Below are 16,611 nucleotides of genomic sequence, written 5' to 3' on the forward strand. Positions count from 1 at the left end.
GGCCCAGATCAAGGCAGCCATCGAGGGCAAGGGCGCCCCGACCGCTGCGTAAATCTTTTTTTTAAACCTCCCGTCCTCCGATGGCGACGGGAAAATAAAAAGAGTGATTCCGGTTACGCCCGGTTGATCAGGTTCACGGCGTTGACCATTGCCTCGACTGATGACAACACGATATCGTCGCCGCTGCCGCTGGCATCGAAGATCCTGCCGCGCTCGTCCTCGACAGCGATGGTCACGTGGCACATCGCGTCCGAGCCGCCGGAGATCGCCTCGATGTTGAACTCCTTGAGCTGGAGTTTTGAGGGAGTGATCCCGAGGATGGCTTTCAGGGCTGCGTCTACGGGGCCGTTCCCCACAGCGGAGAAGACATGCTCTTTCCCGTTGACAATCGCCTTCACGCTCGCGGTCGGGATAACATGGTTGCCGGTCATGATAGCGATGTCCTGGAGGTCGAGCACCTTGTGGTTGAGCTCGATGCCCATGACGGACTCGGCAATCTCGTAGAGGTCGGCGTCGGTCACGCGCTTGCCCTTGTTCGCCACGGCTTTGACCTTCTCAACGATCGCGTCGAGCTGGGTGCCGTCCGGTTCAATATGGACATCCTTTAACATCTGCTGCACCGCGTGCCTGCCCACGTGCTTGCCGAGCGTGAGCCTCCTGCGGTGTCCGACCATCTCCGGGGTCATAATGCCCGGCTCGAAGGTGGCCGCGTTCTGGAGCACGCCATGCGAGTGGATACCGCTCTCGTGGGAGAAGACGTTCTCGCCCACGACCGGCTGGGTTGGCGGGATGCCGATGCCGGAGAACCGGGAGATGAGGCGCGAGGTCTCGACGAGCCTGTCCTTTTTGATCCCGGTCTTAATCCGGTACATCGACTCCATGATCATCACGGTCTGGGCAAGGTCGGCATTGCCGGCCCGCTCACCAAGCCCGTTCACGGTCACCTGCACCTGCGAGGCGCCTGCCTCGACTGCTGCGATGGTGTTTGCCACCGCGAGGCCGAAGTCGTTGTGGCAGTGGACGTCGATCGGGCACTTCACTTCCCGGTTGATCCGGGCAATCAGCGTCTTCATCGCGGAGGGCGAGATGACGCCCACCGTGTCGGGCACGTTGATGATCGTGGCACCCGCGTCCGCTGCGGTCCGGAAGACCTCGATGAGATAGTCCCAGTCCGTCCGCGTGGCATCCATTGCAGAGAACATGCAGAGCTCGGAGCGCTTCCGGATATGACCGATGATGTCGGCCGTGATCTCCAGGACCTCTTTCCTGCTCTTGTTGATCGTGTTCTCCCGCTGGATGTCCGAGGTCGGGATGAAGACATGCACCATATCGACATTGCAGTCAAGGCACGTGTCAACGTCCGCTTTCACGGAACGGGCGAGCCCGCAGATCACGGAATCCAGGCCGAGATTTTTGATAGCACGTACCGTCTCTTTCTCGGCTTTCGAAGATGCAGGGAACCCTGCCTCTATCGCGTGAACGCCGATTGGGGAGAGCTGGCGGGCAATCTCGAGTTTCTGTTCGAATGTGAATGCAATACCAGGGGTCTGTTCTCCGTCACGTAATGTCGTGTCAAAAACAGTCACTTCTTCACGAGCTGCGCTATCGGTGAAGAAGACGATCCCCCGCAAAATCCTTGCGAGTAGTCATACAAAGAGATGGGAACCCGGACCATATAAACGATTGCTGCACCAGATTTCCCGGGATTTCTCTGCAACGCCAAAACAACACGGGACCGTCAACGGAAACGCCGCACGGGTGCAGTATATCCTGCAGCCAGTCCTGCCGGCAAGGGATATGCGCATCAGATCAGTGGTCGGATTATCCGGGGATGTTGTGGGGTATTTTCCCGGAAATACACGATGATCTTACGATACGTTTAATAGTAAACTTGCCCTACATTAGTAGCGCAGTGCCCCGCCTTAACTCAGCCTGGTAGAGTGCGCGGCTGTAGTATGGTTTGCCGATTCAGGCAACTGCGCGGCTACCGCGATGTCCCCGGTTCGAATCTGGGAGGCGGGATTACTGTAAACAAATGCCCAGGTAGTGTAGTGGCCTATCATGATTGCCTGTCACGCAATCGACTCGGATTCGAATTCCGACCTGGGCGTACTCTTTTCGGGTTAGCCACCCGGAATATCCCATCCTTCCGGGGCAAACCGGGTTTTACGGCACCGGGCTGTCAGACTGATGAGCAGGCATCTGATACGTTTTAACACAATGTATTTGATTTCCGGATTCGCAGATAGCCAGTAAGGATACAGCCTCTGTGAAACTCGACATTATCCTTGAGGAGGAGGAAGATGGAACCTACTCCGTGCACTGTCCTGCCCTCAAGGGTTGCCACTCGCAGGGAAAGACCCGTGATGAAGCCCTGAAAAATATCCAGGATGCCATCGATCTCTACCTCGAAGTTTCCCGGGAGATGGCCGAGAAGGCGGCCAAAGGGCAGCCAAAAAGCACTCTTGTCGAGATCGCAGTATGAACAAGCGATCGCCATCTCCCGGTTTCGGGCAGGGAGATGGTGAAGGTCTTTTCCCGGATCGGATTTCCTGTCATCTGCCAGAGAGGAAGCCATATCGTAATGGCCCGTAATGAGGAAATTCTTGTCATCCCCGATCACGATGTGGTTGCAAAGGGAACGGAGCGCGACCTGATCCGGGATGCGGGGATTTCCGTTAGTGAATTCAACCGGCTGCTGTAGACTCTTTTTTTTGGGTAGTGTATTGTGAATCCTGTGGGGTCGCATCCTTACGGAAAGTGGATGGGGTAATCACATTATCCGTGCGCGGATACCGGTGCCCTATCAGCCACCCTGTACCCCATAGATCCCGCTGCCGATCCACCATGTCTCATCGACCGCTTTTGCGTACAGCAGTTTCGGGACGGCAGACTTCTGTCCTGCGGCCGTATCCACGAACATCGCATGCGTGAACCCGGTCCCGCTCCGGATAGCATTGATGTTGAGAGCGGTTGTCTTTGAGCCATAGGGATCTGAGTAATCCATCCAGTTTTTGCCAACGCCATCCTTCCAGTGGGGATCTGCCAGGATCGTTCCATTGAAATCTTCAGCCCAGATAAAGAGATCGCCGTTCACGAACTGCCCGTCCGGGTTGTTGATCTCCGCGAGTGTTTTCTCCTTACCGTTCGCTTTTGCGTAAGTTACCGCCCGGTCGACAAGATCGTACAGTTCCGTTCTCGTGTGGTTCCGCACCGTGATGCCGGTGAGGTTGCCCTCGCGGAGCTGCTCGTACTCCGGCACGATGATCCCGGAGAAGACCCAGTACGTGTCATCTACCGGCTCCGCATAGTCGAGCTTGGGTGCATACCATGTCATACCGTCCTTTGTCACGGCCGCAACCGTGTACGAGAACCCGCCACCCGAAAAGGAGAGGTCCCGCATCTCGCGGATGGTGGTTACCCCGTCCGGATCGTGGTAGTTGATTAAATTGATCCGGTTGTTCGCGGTATCCGGCGTGAGGGAGTTAGCGAGCACCGTGCCATTGTAGTCGACTGCAATGAGGGTCAGTTCCCCGTCTGCGAACTGCCCTTTTTGGTCATTGAATGCAGCAAGAGCTGCCTCCTTCCCGTTTGCCTTTGCATATGCCACGGCATTCTTCACGAATGCTGTGAGGTCGCCGGTCGTATAGTCACGGGTCTTTTGGCCAATGCCTGTTGAAGGATAGATCATCCCGAACCCGGCATAGGTGCCGGCGCCGACATAGTACGTACCGTCAACGTCAGCGACAACAGAGAGTTTCGGTGTGACACCCCTCCTGTCCAGCGGGTTGGGGTAATCATAGCTTACATACCCGATCCCGAACCGGGCGGTTTCGCCCAGTTTTTTTACCAGCGGGACACCATACCGGTCTGTCATGTGAAGGATGTTTGTGCCAACGAGTTCCTGCTCGAAAGGCTCGGCAAGGGCGGTGCCGTCATAACTCTCGGCAAAGATGTATACGCCATTTTTTACAAACGAACCGTTTGGGTCATTGAACGCGGTCAGTGCTTTTTCCCTGCCGTTTTCCTGCGCAAAGGCAACAGCTTCCTTCACCTGGTTTGTCAGGCCGGCGAGGGTGACCTTTGCGGGAGATTCAACGGTGGCAGGAGAAGCCGGGGGAACGGATGTCTGGCTCGTGCTCTGCTGTGCAGGCAGGGTCCCGGTACATCCTGCTGCATGGACAAGTGCGGTGACCAGAATAAGAATGAGAATCGGTGCCCATCGTTTCATGGACGGATTCTCTTGGCGCAAAACCATAAAAAAATGTTGATTGCGGGTTGACCCGCTGCGACCGGCATCTCCCTTTGAGGGCAGGATGCGATCCGGAATTCACGGGATGAAAAATTATTCTGCGGCAGGCTGCTGGATCAGCAGGCGCCCCCGGGAAGTGAGCCTGAGAACGATTTCACTGCTGGATTTGCCCCCGTCGAGACATCCCCTGGACAAGAGGACCCTGACACTGGACCGGATGCTGCTCTCGCTGAAACCCGGGTACAGCGCCTGGACAACCTGCCCGATGCGGCAGCTCTGGTTGTCTGCGACAGCCCGGAGGATGGCGAGATGAGCCTCGGTTGGCTTGAAAACCTCGGGTGGGGCAAATGAGATTGCTTTCATTGTTGTTTCTTTCATGATGAGTCCTGGTGATGGTGAAACAGATGTGTTTCAGGCGGGAAAAGAACGGATCACCACTATAGTATATGCGCTCTGACATTATGTAACCATGGATGCCTAGCCCGGGCAGATCCGGTGGATGCAGGGTAAAAAAGGGTTGGCCTGATTGTCTGGTCAGCCGAGTTTCCAGGCCGCGGTATGCTGGGCGTCGAGGGTGATGACCATGGATGCTTTCGTGAGATCGATGGATGCGGGAACCTCGTAGATGAGGAACCCGTCCGCGGCATTGCTCTCCCCGGGCTGGATATATCCGGATACGCCACCTTTCCCGATCAGGTAATCGTACTGGGTGCCCCGGACCCCCCCGATACTGACGTCAGGGCCGGAGAGCGAGCGGTACTGGTAATTGTTCCCGTTGTAGTTGACCATGAACTGTACTGGCGAGGGAGCAACAATACTTTCCGATCCGGTGTCAGTCAGTCTCACGAAAACAAAGAGAAAGGCATTCCCTTCCGAAGGTTTCTGTGTGTTATACCCTTTTTGCGTATCGAGAGCTTCACCCGTCATCCTCTGCTCGCTGGGGCTGTTGAATGAGGGGGATGTCCAGGTATAATCTGCCATAAGGTCTGCCTTGTAGACCCTCGCGGCCCCCGTCTTTCCTCCTATACCAAAGGGAGCGTCAGCACCCGGGGACAGTGTACCCGGCCAGGGTGTTGCTGTGGGGGAGGGCATTGCAGCGGTCTCTGATACAACCGGAGTGGTCGGAATCGGTGTTGCGGCAGGGGATGATGTGCCGGCACATCCGGCACAGAAGACAAGGCCTGCGGCAACACCCAGCAGACAGACAGCGTACCATGGTTTCATGCACTGCATGTGGACGGGACCGGACATAAAACCTTATGTCCCAAAGCAGGTGGCACAGCGCAGGGTTTAATCAGAACTCCCCGGGGTAATTAATATATCAGCGGGTATCACCTTTCCCCATGATGATCGATGCGATAATTGCGAAGGTACAAGGGTTCATCGTGAATCCGGTCGAGAGTTTCCGGGCTGCACGGCCCGATGGGACGGACGTGGCTGTGCCCTACCTTATCGCCCTGCTCCTCGTCCATGCGGCGATGACGGCAATCGTATCCCTCATCGGCATCAGTGTCATGGGAATGCTTTCGCCCATGATGCCACGGTTCGCGATGCCGGTCGTGATCTTCTTTGGTGCCCTGATCGGGGGGGCAATCGTTACCATCATCTTCTCGCTCTGGCTGCACCTCTGGGTGTATCTCCTTGGAGGAAGAAAGGGGCTCATTGAAACGGCAAAAGCAGTCATCTACGGCATGACTCCCGGCATGCTCCTCGGATGGATCCCGTTCATCGGCTTCCTCTTCTGCCTGTGGTCGATCGTGCTCCAGATCATCGGCATCCGCGAAATGCAGGAAATGAGCAGCGGAAAAGCTCTCGTTGCCATGATCATTGCCGTGATGGTACCGCTCATCGTCCTTGTCCTGCTGGCGATGTACTTCTTCATCACTGTGGCCAGTGCTTCGGCAATCTCAGCCGCTCCGTATAATGGCCATTATCCTCAGTTCGATTAATCTTTTTTAAACTCCGAAACCGGAGAAAATCATTGCTTCGGGATGTGATGGGCGGGCGTTCATACATCCATTATAACCGGTTATCCGGTCGTGAATCCGTTCTCTGTAAGAATCCGGGAGATCCACGGCTCTGCCTCTGAATCGGAGCGCGGTCGCTCCTGTTCAATGATCTTCTCCCACAAAGACCGGAGTTCCGTGTTATCAGAATGCAGGGCAAGCGCCCCGGTCACGTACCCGAGAGACTTGCCTGAAGAATCAGAAATCCGCATGGCCACGCACCGGTAGAACTTGCACTGTGCCGGGCTGTCGCGGTGGATGGTGCAGCGCAGGAGATCCCCGTCCGGGCGGAGGAAGCGGCAGGCATGGGGATGCGTATCGGGAAACGAGTGATCCCTGAATATCTCACGCTTGTCCTCATCGATTTCGGCAGTGAAGGGCGTGCCGGTCGAGACCGATTCGCAGGCAAACGAGAACGGCCCGGTCTGCTCTTCGATCACGATATAATCGCCCAGATACATGCAGCAGGTGCCGCACTGGCGGCAGGAGAAGGCCATGGGTATTACCTGATGTACAGTCAGGGAGGGCAGAGTAAAAAAGGGATCGAAGCGTACCGGCTTACCGGATTTTTTCCGCAGCCGTTGTTGCAAGGGTTTTTAAGAGTTCATAATCCGTGCTGGTGCCGGTCAGTGCAATCTTCTCGTACACGTTCTTTTTTGTGAAGATCACGGTATAGGTAACGACAGGCACCATTCCGGAAGTGCTGACCTCCCGCCATGCAATGCTCCGGTCTCCCGTAGGCGGGAATGGTACCTGGTAATCCGTACGGCTGTCCTCTTCGGGAAGCAGTTTCTCTTTTTTCAGGGAGTATGCATCCCGTACGGTCTTTATGGGATACACCGCAATTTCCTGGGAAATGATCGTGATGTCATTCCGGTCTGTGTCCATGCGGTAGTAGGTGACCTCGTATCCCTGCTGCCAGCCCAGGTCGCGGAAGACCTGCCCTGCACCATCATAGGATGTGACCGTCCGGTCTTTCAGGCGATAGTCAGGGGGAAGGTCTTCCTTCTGGAGTGCCAGATCCGCAAGGGGAACTGTCACTACCGGGCTATCGGGCGTTGGAGTGGGGACTGGTGATACCGGGAGCTGGACATAAGGAGGTTCAGATTCTTCGGCAATGCAACCTGCAGAAACAAGAAGGCAGAATATGCATGCCGGAAGAAGCCACAGCCCGGAAGGATATCCCATAGCGTATACCATGGTGGAAGGGGTTTAAATTATAGGTGGATGCCCCGGGTTCTATCCATCCGGACACAAGCGCTATTATCCCGGGCAGCAGAGAATCTTCCTTGGAGATGAAAACACATGCCTTCAGCCAGTATTGCCATGCTTGACAAAGATCGCCACATCCACATGGTCCCGGCAGAGCGGGTACTCATGATGAGTATTGAGCACTCAGCGGCAAGAAAAGTCGACAGCGAACGGTTCGAGATCGAGTGCCATCTCAAGCTTTCCGTTGAATCGTTCCCTCATCCGCTCGAGGATGTTATCCGGTTCACATTTGCATCGACGGTTGTTCCCGACCAGAAGATGATGACCGAGATAACCTTTGTCCAGAACCATATCGTGAAGTCCATCTTTGACAAGAACCTTGCCGGCGATATGACGGTCTGCGCTCCTGACGATCCCCGTTCCAGCGAGATGGGTATTACCATCTCATCGGAAATCAAGGCACAGATGGCGGTATCAAAGCAGTTCCGTGAGGTCCTTATTCGGAACGGCGCCCTGCCGGAATCCGTTGTCTTCGTGCGGTAACCGCCAGGGCCGGTTGCAGCGAAGCGTATACGCAAAAACGCGCATCCCGATAAATATCTTTTTCCCGTGTCAGGTTGAACAACTATCAACCAGATACTATATCAGGCGTGATTATATGGGCGATCCAGATCTTTACCATGGTGAACAGGTCCTGTTGAGAACGCCGGGGGTTTACGTCAAGTCGATCCCGTTTGAGGGCATCCTCACCAACATGCGTATCCTTCTCGTGGACCGTGCGAAGAACATCCTCCCGACAAAGGAGGTCGCGTACGACATGATCATGGAGGCCGAGATCGGGGAGAATGCGATCGGTGAGGAGATCCTTACCCTTACCGTCCAGACCGCGACCGGAGAAAACCGCCAGATGATCCTGACCTTCCCGCAGCGGGAAGGCGGCAAAAGATCACGAGTGCGTGATGACTGGGTACGGATAATCCAGCAGGAGGTCTCCGCTGCGCGTGACGCTGTTGTGCGCGAAACGGTCACCGCCCCGCAGAATGTTTCGGTGAGGCGGAGTGCTCCGGCACGGGCGTATGAGAGCCCGGCTCAGGAAGATACCCCTGTTCCATCTTCTGATGACGTTGTGTACTGCACGAAATGCGGGAACCCGGTCCTTTCAGATTCCGCGTTCTGCAACAAATGCGGCACTCCCATTGTCGCACCTGCCCCGCCGGCCCGGAAGGCTGCTCCTGCACGGCAGCAGGCACCTCCCCCGGTACGGGCGTCCGGCTTTGAAAAAACCATTCCCGGCGCCTCCATGGATTCCCTGCGGACGACATCGCCCCAGGCTGCCCGCCCTGCCATGCCCCAGCAGAAGCCGGCAAAGAAGGGATTTTTGTCCGGGCTTCTCGGAGGCGGGAAAAAGAAGCCCGCAACCCCCCGGCCTGCGGCTCCTGCCCCGGCACGGAAACCCCGGCGGAGTATGATGCCGGGAAAGAACGTCCTCATGGCGGGAGTCATCGTCCTTGCTCTCGTTGTCCTGCTTGCGGCAGGAGCCTTTGTCGTGTACCCGATGATCTCGTCCGGCTCCCCGGCTGAAGGTGAACCATCGTCTTCGGGTGAACCCTCTGCAACCGTTACATCGTCTGCCAGCACCGTAAGCACAACCCCATCAGGCCCGCTGTCCAACACGGGTGTTGCATCCATCACGGTCAAGGAAACCACTGCGCCCACGGTTCCCGTTTCCGGTGTCTGGGTATTGATCAGTTATATCGGCAGCTACAAAGGGACCTACGGGATGTCCTCCGATCTCCAGAACCTGGATAGTTCCGGTTCACGGCTCTTCGAGGTCGTGAATGCAACAGGGACGGTCCATGCTGATTTCGAGAAGAAGGACAGCTCGACAAAGCATGAACTCTCGGTTGCGATCTACAAGGATGGAACCCTGCTGAAAAGCGATGCAACGAAAGAATCGTACGGGAAAGTGAGCGTCTCAGCCAATACCTAAAAGTCAGGTGCGGTTCTTCCGGAAATGGCTTTGAGGAGACACTCTTTCCCTCATGGCCCTCTGCCGGGGCAGATACAAAGCCAGGGTGTGCAGTGGCCACCCCGGCACCCCGTTTTTCCCAACCTTTTATCCTGCGGAGATCAATACTAATGCGGTGATAGTATGACAGCAACCGACCCGTTTCCCAGAAAAGTGCCCTTCAAACCTTCACCGGCATTTGTCCCGTGGTTTATCATCGATTTTCTCCTCATTCTTGGGCTCATTGCCTGTTTCACGGTCCTCCCGATGTTCGTGGCAGCAGGCCCGGAGATTGATGTTCTCTTTCCTATGGCAGTCCTTGCCGGGCTCCTCTTCATCGTGGTCCTCTTCATTGTCTGGACCCGGCTCTATTACGCCACCATGGAATACGAGCTTCACGATGACGAACTGCGCTGGCGCAGGGGTGTCTGGTTCCGGACAACCGGCATTGTTCCCTACAACCGGATTACGAACCTTGACCTCCGGCAGGGCCCGGTGATGCGGTGGCTGGGGATCTCAACCATCTCCGTCCAGACAGCAGGATATTCCGGCCAGGCTGTACCCGAGATCCGTATCGAGGCCATCGAACATGCCGAGGAGCTCCGGGAAATCCTGCGCGGGTATGTCCGGGCGTGCAGCGGCCGAAGCGACGGGACGGGGACCGGCGCGAGTGTTCCCCCGGTTGCTGAATCTCCGGTTGCGACAACCGGCACAAGTATCCTGATCCTTGACGAACTCAGAAAGATCCGGATGCTGCTTGAGCAGCAAAAAAGATAATAGTCTTATTTTTTCTCTTCGAGGGTCTGGGCAGCCGGACCTTTTTTGTTTTTCTGCCATGAGTAGATCCAGTAGCCTATCCCGCCGATGATGATAAGCGGGAGGAGCGTGAACACCAGAATGATCAGTGCATCGATCATTCCGAGGAACCCGGCAATACCTTCATTGATCGTTGATACGAAATTATGCCCTGCCTGCCCGCCAACCGGCTCAGGCTCCTGGAGATAGACCGTGATGGTTGAGAGATCGATCCTGCTGTTGAGGTAATTCAGCCGGCCATTGAGCCGGTCGAGTTCGGTCTGCACCCGGTCGATCTGTTCCTGCACCTTGATGATGTCCTCGACACGGGTGCTCTGTTTCATGATCGCGTTGTATTGAGCGAGCTGGTTCGTGTACGAAGCCTTCCGTGCCTCGAGATCGATATACTGCTCGGTTACGTCCTGCCCGCTTGTGGATATCGACTTGAGCGTGCCGAGGGCCTTTACCCCTTCAATAGCGGCATCGAACGATGCCTGGGGGACGCGGATGGTTACCGTTCCCGTCAGCTGGTTCTGGTAATTCTTCCGGATGTTTGTCGATGAGATGTATCCCCCATGGGACGTTGCAAGGGACTTGAGCGACTCCGCGGCTCCATTGACGTCCCTGACCTCTACGGTGATGTCAGCAGTCTTGATGATCTTGGTCTCAACCGTGGCGGAATCCGCGCCGTAATACTCCGACGCCGATGCGGGCATGGGAGCTACGGCGACAGATCCGGCCATTTTCTGTGATGACTCACCCCATCCGTTATCATAGATCGCTTCAGTCCGCACGACATCCTGCGATGATGTATACCCGGAGGTACTGGCAGGGAGTCCTGTGCACCCTGCTGCAGCGACAAGGGCAATGCAGAAGATCAGGAGCACGATGGCTTTTGGGTTCATACATAGTCCATCGCTGTCCGATATATAAAAACACGTCGTATACTGCGATTTTTTTTGCACTCATGGGGACATTCTGCAACGGGCATTGGCAGATCTGTTGAAAAGAGAACATTGACCTGGCAATCTCCCCCTCACCCGTCGATGAGGCTGGGAACCGCGATGGGTATCAACAATCCTCTGTCGTCTTTTTCTTTAGTTGCAGGAGTCCTCCCTGTACGCATCGTAATTCCCTGCATGCCACAGTATCATGGAACTTTTTATACTCCCACAGGCGATACTTCAATGAAGCTGTATGACAAACGATCACCCCATGGAAGAAAATGCACCAAAAAGACCGGAGAATGCCGGCCAGCTCGAAGCGCTGGGGCTTGAGGATCTGGCGCGGGAACTCCGCAACAACACCGATCCCCTTGTGCGGCAGTATGCAGCCTACCTTCTTGGAAAGGCGCACAACCCGTGGGCCATCCAGCCGCTTATCGAGGCGCTTGCGGATTTTGACAAATCGGTCCGGGAGCAGGCAACCCTTGCGCTTTCCCGGATTGGAAAGGCCGCAATCGAGCCCCTTACCGAAGTCATGAACGAGCCGAAGTGGCAGACGCGGTACCGCGCTGCCGAGGCACTTGGCAAAATTGCCGATGAGAATGCTGTAAAACCCCTTATCAATGCGCTGAAGGATAACCGTGACCATGTGCGGTACATGGCGGCGAAGGGTCTCAAGCACCTCGGGGACTCCGATGCAATCGAGCCCATGATCATCCTCCTCAAAGACGAGAACCCCTACGTGAAGATGATGGCTGTCCGTGCACTCAGTACTATCGGCGGACCGAAAGCGGACGATGCGCTGAAGGCTGCACTGGCAGAGGAAAAAGACGAGAAAATCCGGGAAGCTATAACGGACGCGCTCCGGTAATCCTCCGGAATTCCCAAAAAAACCGGTGTACGCACCACCGGAAATCAAAAAGATCTCTTTTTTATTGTCCGAAATGATATCAAAAAAGACCGGATCGCGACAGCGACCACAGGCTTTCCTGCGGGAATGTACTGCTTGGTCATGCCTTGAGATTTTGGCTCCTGGCCGCGATACTATTCTCACAGCATAAACGAGGATCGGACAGCTGCTGGAATACTTCCCGGAGGCGAGTGGCTGGTATGGTGACGGAAAAAAGTATCATGCGATCGAACCGGTCCTTTTCCTTCTACATCCTCATCTTCATGATCCTCCTGATCATCTGTATCGTTGGCCTCCTCACGGTCAATGCCTATGTTTTCACCCGGGAGAACTTCGACCGTGAATACCAGAACCTGGAGCTCCAGACCGAATGGAATGTTGTCGAGGCACTGCGGCTCACCGACACGGCGACAAATATCCTTGACAACAGCCTCAACGACAAGATGCGGGAAGGGCTCATTAAGGTCAACGCCGAATACGAGCGGGTCGGGGGCGATCCTTCCCAGATGAACCTTGCTGCGCTCCAGGCAGAACTGGGGACCGGGTATGATATCTATATCATTGACGAAAACAGCGTCATTGTTGAGACTACCTTCCTTCCTGAACTTGGCCAGGACTTCCGGTCCATCCCCTACTTTTCCCAGTACCTGACGAAGATCCGGAATGCGGAAGGGTTCTTTCCGGATCGCGTTGTCCATGAACTTCTTGGGGCAGGACAGTACCGGAAATATGCCTACATGCCTACGGCTGACCATAAGTATGTGCTTGAACTCGGCCTTGGCGGGGAGTCTTTCAATGCGATCAACGATGCGCTGGACGACCACAAGAATGTGAAAACAATCATCTTTTCAAACCCGTATGTTGAGGGATACACCTCATTCAACACGCTTGGTTTACGGGTGAATAACAATACTCCTCCACAAGAACCCTTAAAAAGCCAGCTCGCGGAAGTGATCCGGACCCGCAGCAATCTTGAAATTGTCGATTCCGCCAACTCCCGGATAACGCATTTCCTCTTTATCGATCTTCATGACACCCTGTACGGCTCAGATCCGAGCAGGATCGTGATGATCACGTACAATACCCGCCTGATGGAGGATGCCTTAAACCGCCTGCTGATCTATCACATCGTGGTTGCGATTATCGCAATCATCACCGGGTGTATCCTGGCATTTTTCCTTTCCCGGCACATGACCCAGCAAATCAAAGCGATCGTTGAAGATGTCGATATCATTGCGCGGGGCAATCTCAACCACCGGATCCGTGAGACAAATAACATCGAGTTTTCGACCCTTGAGTCCAGTATCAACACGATGGTCGATTCGCTCAAAGCTGCATTCCAGAAGATGCAAGATGATGAGATCTTCCAGAACGAGATGATCGATCAGCTCCCGGTTGCCATCTTCATCACCCGTGCAACGGACGGGAAATACGTCTTCTGGAACAAGATGAGCGAGAGACTCTTTGGGTTCCCTGCATCAGAAGTTCTCGGGAAGACCGATGCGGATCTCTTTTCTCCTGATATCGTCACTGCTATCCGGGAGGAGAACCGCGGGATCTTTACCCGCCCGGGCGAAATCCGCAACAAGATCATCTCAAGAAGTGATCTTGGCGGCACGATCATCCACATGATTATCGTCCCGGTCTTTGACTCGCACGGCACTCCCCAGTATATCCTGGGGATCTCCGAGGATGTCAGCCAGCAGAACATCAACCTCAAGATGGACCTTCTCTTCAGCATAACACGGCACGATATCCTCGACAACCTGTCTGTTATCATGAACCATCTCGAACGGGCCCAGCTCAAGAATACGCACGAGGCAATGCAGCAGTTCTTCGACAAGACCGTCGGGTCTATCGAGTCCATAAGGAACCAGATCGCTTACATGCGTGCGCTCCAGGAACTGGGATTCATCTCGCCCAAATGGCAGCGGGTAGAGCGGGCGTTTTCCGATGCGGTACTCCTCCTGCCAGAACACCGGGCAACTATCAGGTCAGAGGTGGGTGATCTCGAGATCTTCGCAGATCCGCTTCTCCCGCGTGTATTTTTCAACCTGCTGGAAAATTCCCTTCGCAACTGTACACGGGAAAAACCGGAGATCTCCCTCTTCACAAGAATCGAAACAGATTATCTGCTCATCGTATATACCGATAACGGGTACGCGGTTGCGGCAGACCAGAAAGAGCAGATCTTCGAAGGAGGCTATGTCACCGGGACTGTCCACGGTCTCTTCCTTGTCCGCGAGCTGCTCGGGTTCACCGGAATCACGATTCAGGAGACCGGAACACCGGAAGCCGGGGTCCGGTTCGAGATCCGGGTGCCGAAAGGGAAATACCGTTTCCCGTAACTCCCATTGCTTTCTGTTTCTCCAGGGATGTAATCCGGCATATTCCGTGTCGCGGCGGAATCTGCCCGTTCTTCTGCAGCAACGCAATGACTAATATACATGGATTGGGATACTATCCACATACCCCCTTGTGGAGGAACGTTGATGGAATCAAAACTCTACACCCTGCCAAAACTGCCGTATGAGTACAATTCCCTGGCACCGTACATTTCCGAAGAACAACTTACCCTGCACCATACAAAGCATCACCAGGCGTACGTGACCGGTGCGAATGCGATCTTCGAGAAACTGGACAAGGCACGGAAGGAGAAAACGGATCTGGACATGAAAGCCACACTAAAAGAGCTCTCGTTCCACATCGCGGGTTACCGTCTCCACAACCTCTTCTGGGAGAACCTTGCTCCCGCCGGAAAGGGAGGGGGCGGCGTCCCGAAAGGCGAACTGGCGAAAGCGATCGATGCTGAGTTCGGCGGCTTCGACCGGTTCAAAAAGGAGTTTACCCAGGCCGCATCCAGTGCAGAAGGATCCGGGTGGGCCGTGCTGACGCATTGCATGAAGACCAACCGGCTCATCATCATGCAGGTTGAGAAGCACAACGTGAACCTCGTCCCCGGGTTCCGGATCCTCATGGCCCTCGATGTCTGGGAGCACGCGTACTATGTCGATTACAAGAATGACCGTGCGAAATTCATCGAAGGCTTCTGGAACATCGTAAACTGGGATTCTGTGAACACCCGCTTTGTCACCCACATAAAGAAATGACGGTGGATGCTCCACCGTATGGATTCCGGTTATCGTCCCCTCTTTTTTCCTGAACCTGCAGGTTCAATGGTACTACCTGCAGGATTTTTACAATTCATATCCCGTTCATCCCAATACGATAGATCTATGTCAGATGGCTCAACGATCCGGAGATATCGCAAAAGGACATCTCTTGGATCAGCGGAGATCGACCGGTGGCGATATTCCTTCCTGGTGGCGGTCCTGGCCCTTCTGGGAATGGCCGCGATCATCCTCGCTGTCTCTTATGCCTGAAAGGAGATCGAATTTTAAATAGTAATCACACTAACATAACGTAAACATGAACGATGCTCTTGAGGTTGCCCGTCTTCTCGATATCCTGGGAAACCGCAACCGGAGGCGCATTATCGAGCTGCTCCGCCAGAAGCCCTGCTTTGTCACCGAGATCTCCGAGACCCTGATGCTCTCCCCCAAGGCGGTAATCGACCATCTCCAGATGATGGAGCGCGAAGCTATCCTCTCCTGCGAGATGGATGAGCGGCGGAGAAAATACTATTACCTGGCCAACGACATCCTCATCGACATCAGTCTCAAGGAATTGCGGATCGCTGTTCCTGTGCCGGACCCGGAAGCAATCAAAAACGACCAGCTGAAAAAGTCTGTCGCCATGCTGGCACGGATGATCCAGGCGCATGACCAGATCCTTGCCAGTCTCGAGCAGGTCAACCATGACATCGAGAGCAAGATCAACGACCTTGCCCAGATCCATAAGGATATATTCGAAAGCGATGGAGAGATCAGTGTTGTGATCGCCCTGTCTCACCAGCCGCTCACCCTTGCCGAGCTCGAACAAGCCACGGAACTTCCAAGCTCGCGCCTTGCGGAGATCATAAAGCAGTTTGAACGGAAAGGTATTGCAAAAAAGGAGAAAGACCGTTACCTCCTGGGAGGTGTGTATGCAGAATAATCCTGGCGGACCCTATGACGATGTCTTCCAGAACCTTGCGAGGATCGTGGAAGATATCGTGAAGAGCATGCCCGAGAGCCAGCACGCACGCATCATCGGGTACACCATCATCACCCGCCAGACCGCGGACGGCGATCCGGAAGTATTCCGGATTGATACGCCCGATGACGAAGGCGAGATCCCGTATGAGGTTGTCGAGACCGATAACGAGATATTCATTACCGCGGAACTCCCCTGCAACCTGAAGAATGCCCCGTTTGCCGATATCGAGCCGCAGTGCGTGCGGATCGTTGCCGATGACCGGATTACGACCATCATGCTCGAAGGGCCCATTGACCGTGTCCATAGTTACTACCGTGTTCACCGCGGCGTGATGGACATATCGTTAAAAAAGATGAATAATCTCTGATCTCTTTTTTGTATACGGG

Annotated in this window: 19 protein-coding genes and 2 tRNA genes; 14 read left to right on the plus strand and 7 right to left on the minus strand. The window is 54.9% G+C overall.

Annotation, left to right across the window (positions count from 1 at the left end; genetic code table 11):
- Positions 1 to 113: 113 nt before the first annotated feature.
- Complete coding sequence (locus CW742_RS00530) at positions 114 to 1,631, minus strand: 2-isopropylmalate synthase (RefSeq protein ID WP_292415466.1); 1,518 nt, start codon at positions 1,629 to 1,631, stop codon at positions 114 to 116.
- Positions 1,632 to 1,916: 285 nt separating this feature from the next.
- On the opposite strand from CW742_RS00530, the gene CW742_RS00535 reads away from it, so the two are divergent.
- From CW742_RS00535 to CW742_RS00550, 4 genes are all read left to right on the plus strand, one after another.
- Positions 1,917 to 2,022, plus strand: a tRNA-Tyr gene (locus tag CW742_RS00535).
- A 15-nt stretch (positions 2,023 to 2,037) separates the two neighbouring features.
- Positions 2,038 to 2,110, plus strand: a tRNA-Asp gene (locus tag CW742_RS00540).
- A gap of 159 nt (positions 2,111 to 2,269) precedes the next feature.
- Positions 2,270 to 2,485 (plus strand): type II toxin-antitoxin system HicB family antitoxin, encoded by a 216-nt coding sequence (locus CW742_RS00545; RefSeq protein ID WP_292415467.1) that lies wholly within the window; start codon positions 2,270 to 2,272, stop codon positions 2,483 to 2,485.
- A 36-nt stretch (positions 2,486 to 2,521) separates the two neighbouring features.
- Complete coding sequence (locus CW742_RS00550) at positions 2,522 to 2,704, plus strand: type II toxin-antitoxin system HicA family toxin (protein WP_292415468.1); 183 nt, start codon at positions 2,522 to 2,524, stop codon at positions 2,702 to 2,704.
- A 102-nt stretch (positions 2,705 to 2,806) separates the two neighbouring features.
- Here the strand turns inward: CW742_RS00550 and CW742_RS00555 are convergent, their stop codons facing one another.
- From CW742_RS00555 to CW742_RS00565, 3 genes are all read right to left on the minus strand, one after another.
- A complete protein-coding gene (locus tag CW742_RS00555) occupies positions 2,807 to 4,231 on the minus strand; it encodes a cache domain-containing protein (RefSeq protein WP_292415469.1) in 1,425 nt (474 codons plus the stop codon).
- Between the two features lie 114 nt (positions 4,232 to 4,345).
- Positions 4,346 to 4,630: a hypothetical protein gene (locus CW742_RS00560; protein ID WP_292415470.1), complete on the minus strand. Its 285-nt coding sequence runs from the start codon at positions 4,628 to 4,630 to the stop codon at positions 4,346 to 4,348.
- A gap of 156 nt (positions 4,631 to 4,786) precedes the next feature.
- Complete coding sequence (locus tag CW742_RS00565) at positions 4,787 to 5,476, minus strand: hypothetical protein (protein ID WP_292415471.1); 690 nt, start codon at positions 5,474 to 5,476, stop codon at positions 4,787 to 4,789.
- Between the two features lie 119 nt (positions 5,477 to 5,595).
- Between CW742_RS00565 and CW742_RS00570 the strand changes: the two genes are divergently transcribed.
- Complete coding sequence (locus tag CW742_RS00570; RefSeq protein ID WP_292415472.1) at positions 5,596 to 6,201, plus strand: Yip1 family protein; 606 nt, start codon at positions 5,596 to 5,598, stop codon at positions 6,199 to 6,201.
- An 80-nt stretch (positions 6,202 to 6,281) separates the two neighbouring features.
- On the opposite strand, the gene CW742_RS00575 is transcribed toward CW742_RS00570, so the two are convergent.
- The gene (locus tag CW742_RS00575) at positions 6,282 to 6,755 is read right to left on the minus strand and encodes a YkgJ family cysteine cluster protein (RefSeq protein WP_292415473.1); all 474 of its coding nucleotides are present in this window, start codon (positions 6,753 to 6,755) and stop codon (positions 6,282 to 6,284) included.
- Between the two features lie 61 nt (positions 6,756 to 6,816).
- Entirely contained in the window at positions 6,817 to 7,299 is a 483-nt protein-coding gene (locus CW742_RS00580) for a hypothetical protein (RefSeq protein ID WP_292415474.1), read from the minus strand.
- 264 nt (positions 7,300 to 7,563) lie between these two features.
- Here CW742_RS00580 and CW742_RS00585 point away from each other — a divergent pair, with 264 nt between their 5' ends.
- The 3 genes from CW742_RS00585 (at position 7,564) to CW742_RS00595 (ending at position 10,255) form a co-directional block, all read left to right on the plus strand.
- The gene (locus tag CW742_RS00585; RefSeq protein WP_292415475.1) at positions 7,564 to 8,013 is read left to right on the plus strand and encodes a hypothetical protein; all 450 of its coding nucleotides are present in this window, start codon (positions 7,564 to 7,566) and stop codon (positions 8,011 to 8,013) included.
- A 115-nt stretch (positions 8,014 to 8,128) separates the two neighbouring features.
- On the plus strand, positions 8,129 to 9,460 hold the full coding sequence (locus CW742_RS00590) for a zinc ribbon domain-containing protein (protein WP_292415476.1): 1,332 nt from the start codon (positions 8,129 to 8,131) through the stop codon (positions 9,458 to 9,460).
- A gap of 162 nt (positions 9,461 to 9,622) precedes the next feature.
- Positions 9,623 to 10,255: a PH domain-containing protein gene (locus CW742_RS00595; RefSeq protein ID WP_292415477.1), complete on the plus strand. Its 633-nt coding sequence runs from the start codon at positions 9,623 to 9,625 to the stop codon at positions 10,253 to 10,255.
- Positions 10,256 to 10,260: 5 nt separating this feature from the next.
- Here CW742_RS00595 and CW742_RS00600 read toward each other — a convergent pair whose 3' ends face one another.
- Positions 10,261 to 11,178, minus strand: a complete 918-nt coding sequence (locus CW742_RS00600; RefSeq protein WP_292415478.1) for a DUF4349 domain-containing protein — start codon at positions 11,176 to 11,178, stop codon at positions 10,261 to 10,263.
- Positions 11,179 to 11,470: 292 nt separating this feature from the next.
- Between CW742_RS00600 and CW742_RS00605 the strand changes: the two genes are divergently transcribed.
- The 6 genes from CW742_RS00605 (at position 11,471) to CW742_RS00630 (ending at position 16,592) form a co-directional block, all read left to right on the plus strand.
- The gene (locus tag CW742_RS00605) at positions 11,471 to 12,088 is read left to right on the plus strand and encodes a HEAT repeat domain-containing protein (protein WP_292415479.1); all 618 of its coding nucleotides are present in this window, start codon (positions 11,471 to 11,473) and stop codon (positions 12,086 to 12,088) included.
- Between the two features lie 239 nt (positions 12,089 to 12,327).
- On the plus strand, positions 12,328 to 14,475 hold the full coding sequence (locus tag CW742_RS00610) for a PAS domain-containing protein (protein WP_292415480.1): 2,148 nt from the start codon (positions 12,328 to 12,330) through the stop codon (positions 14,473 to 14,475).
- Between the two features lie 144 nt (positions 14,476 to 14,619).
- Positions 14,620 to 15,237: a superoxide dismutase gene (locus tag CW742_RS00615; RefSeq protein ID WP_292415481.1), complete on the plus strand. Its 618-nt coding sequence runs from the start codon at positions 14,620 to 14,622 to the stop codon at positions 15,235 to 15,237.
- Positions 15,238 to 15,363: 126 nt separating this feature from the next.
- Positions 15,364 to 15,510, plus strand: a complete 147-nt coding sequence (locus CW742_RS00620; RefSeq protein WP_292415482.1) for a hypothetical protein — start codon at positions 15,364 to 15,366, stop codon at positions 15,508 to 15,510.
- Between the two features lie 46 nt (positions 15,511 to 15,556).
- A complete protein-coding gene (locus CW742_RS00625) occupies positions 15,557 to 16,183 on the plus strand; it encodes an ArsR family transcriptional regulator (RefSeq protein WP_292415483.1) in 627 nt (208 codons plus the stop codon).
- Entirely contained in the window at positions 16,173 to 16,592 is a 420-nt protein-coding gene (locus CW742_RS00630; RefSeq protein ID WP_292415484.1) for a CS domain-containing protein, read from the plus strand. Before CW742_RS00625 ends, CW742_RS00630 begins: the two co-directional genes overlap by 11 nt.
- Positions 16,593 to 16,611 lie beyond the last annotated feature (19 nt).

It is taken from the genome of Methanoregula sp. (genome assembly GCF_002835825.1).
Classification (GTDB): domain Archaea; phylum Halobacteriota; class Methanomicrobia; order Methanomicrobiales; family Methanospirillaceae; genus Methanoregula.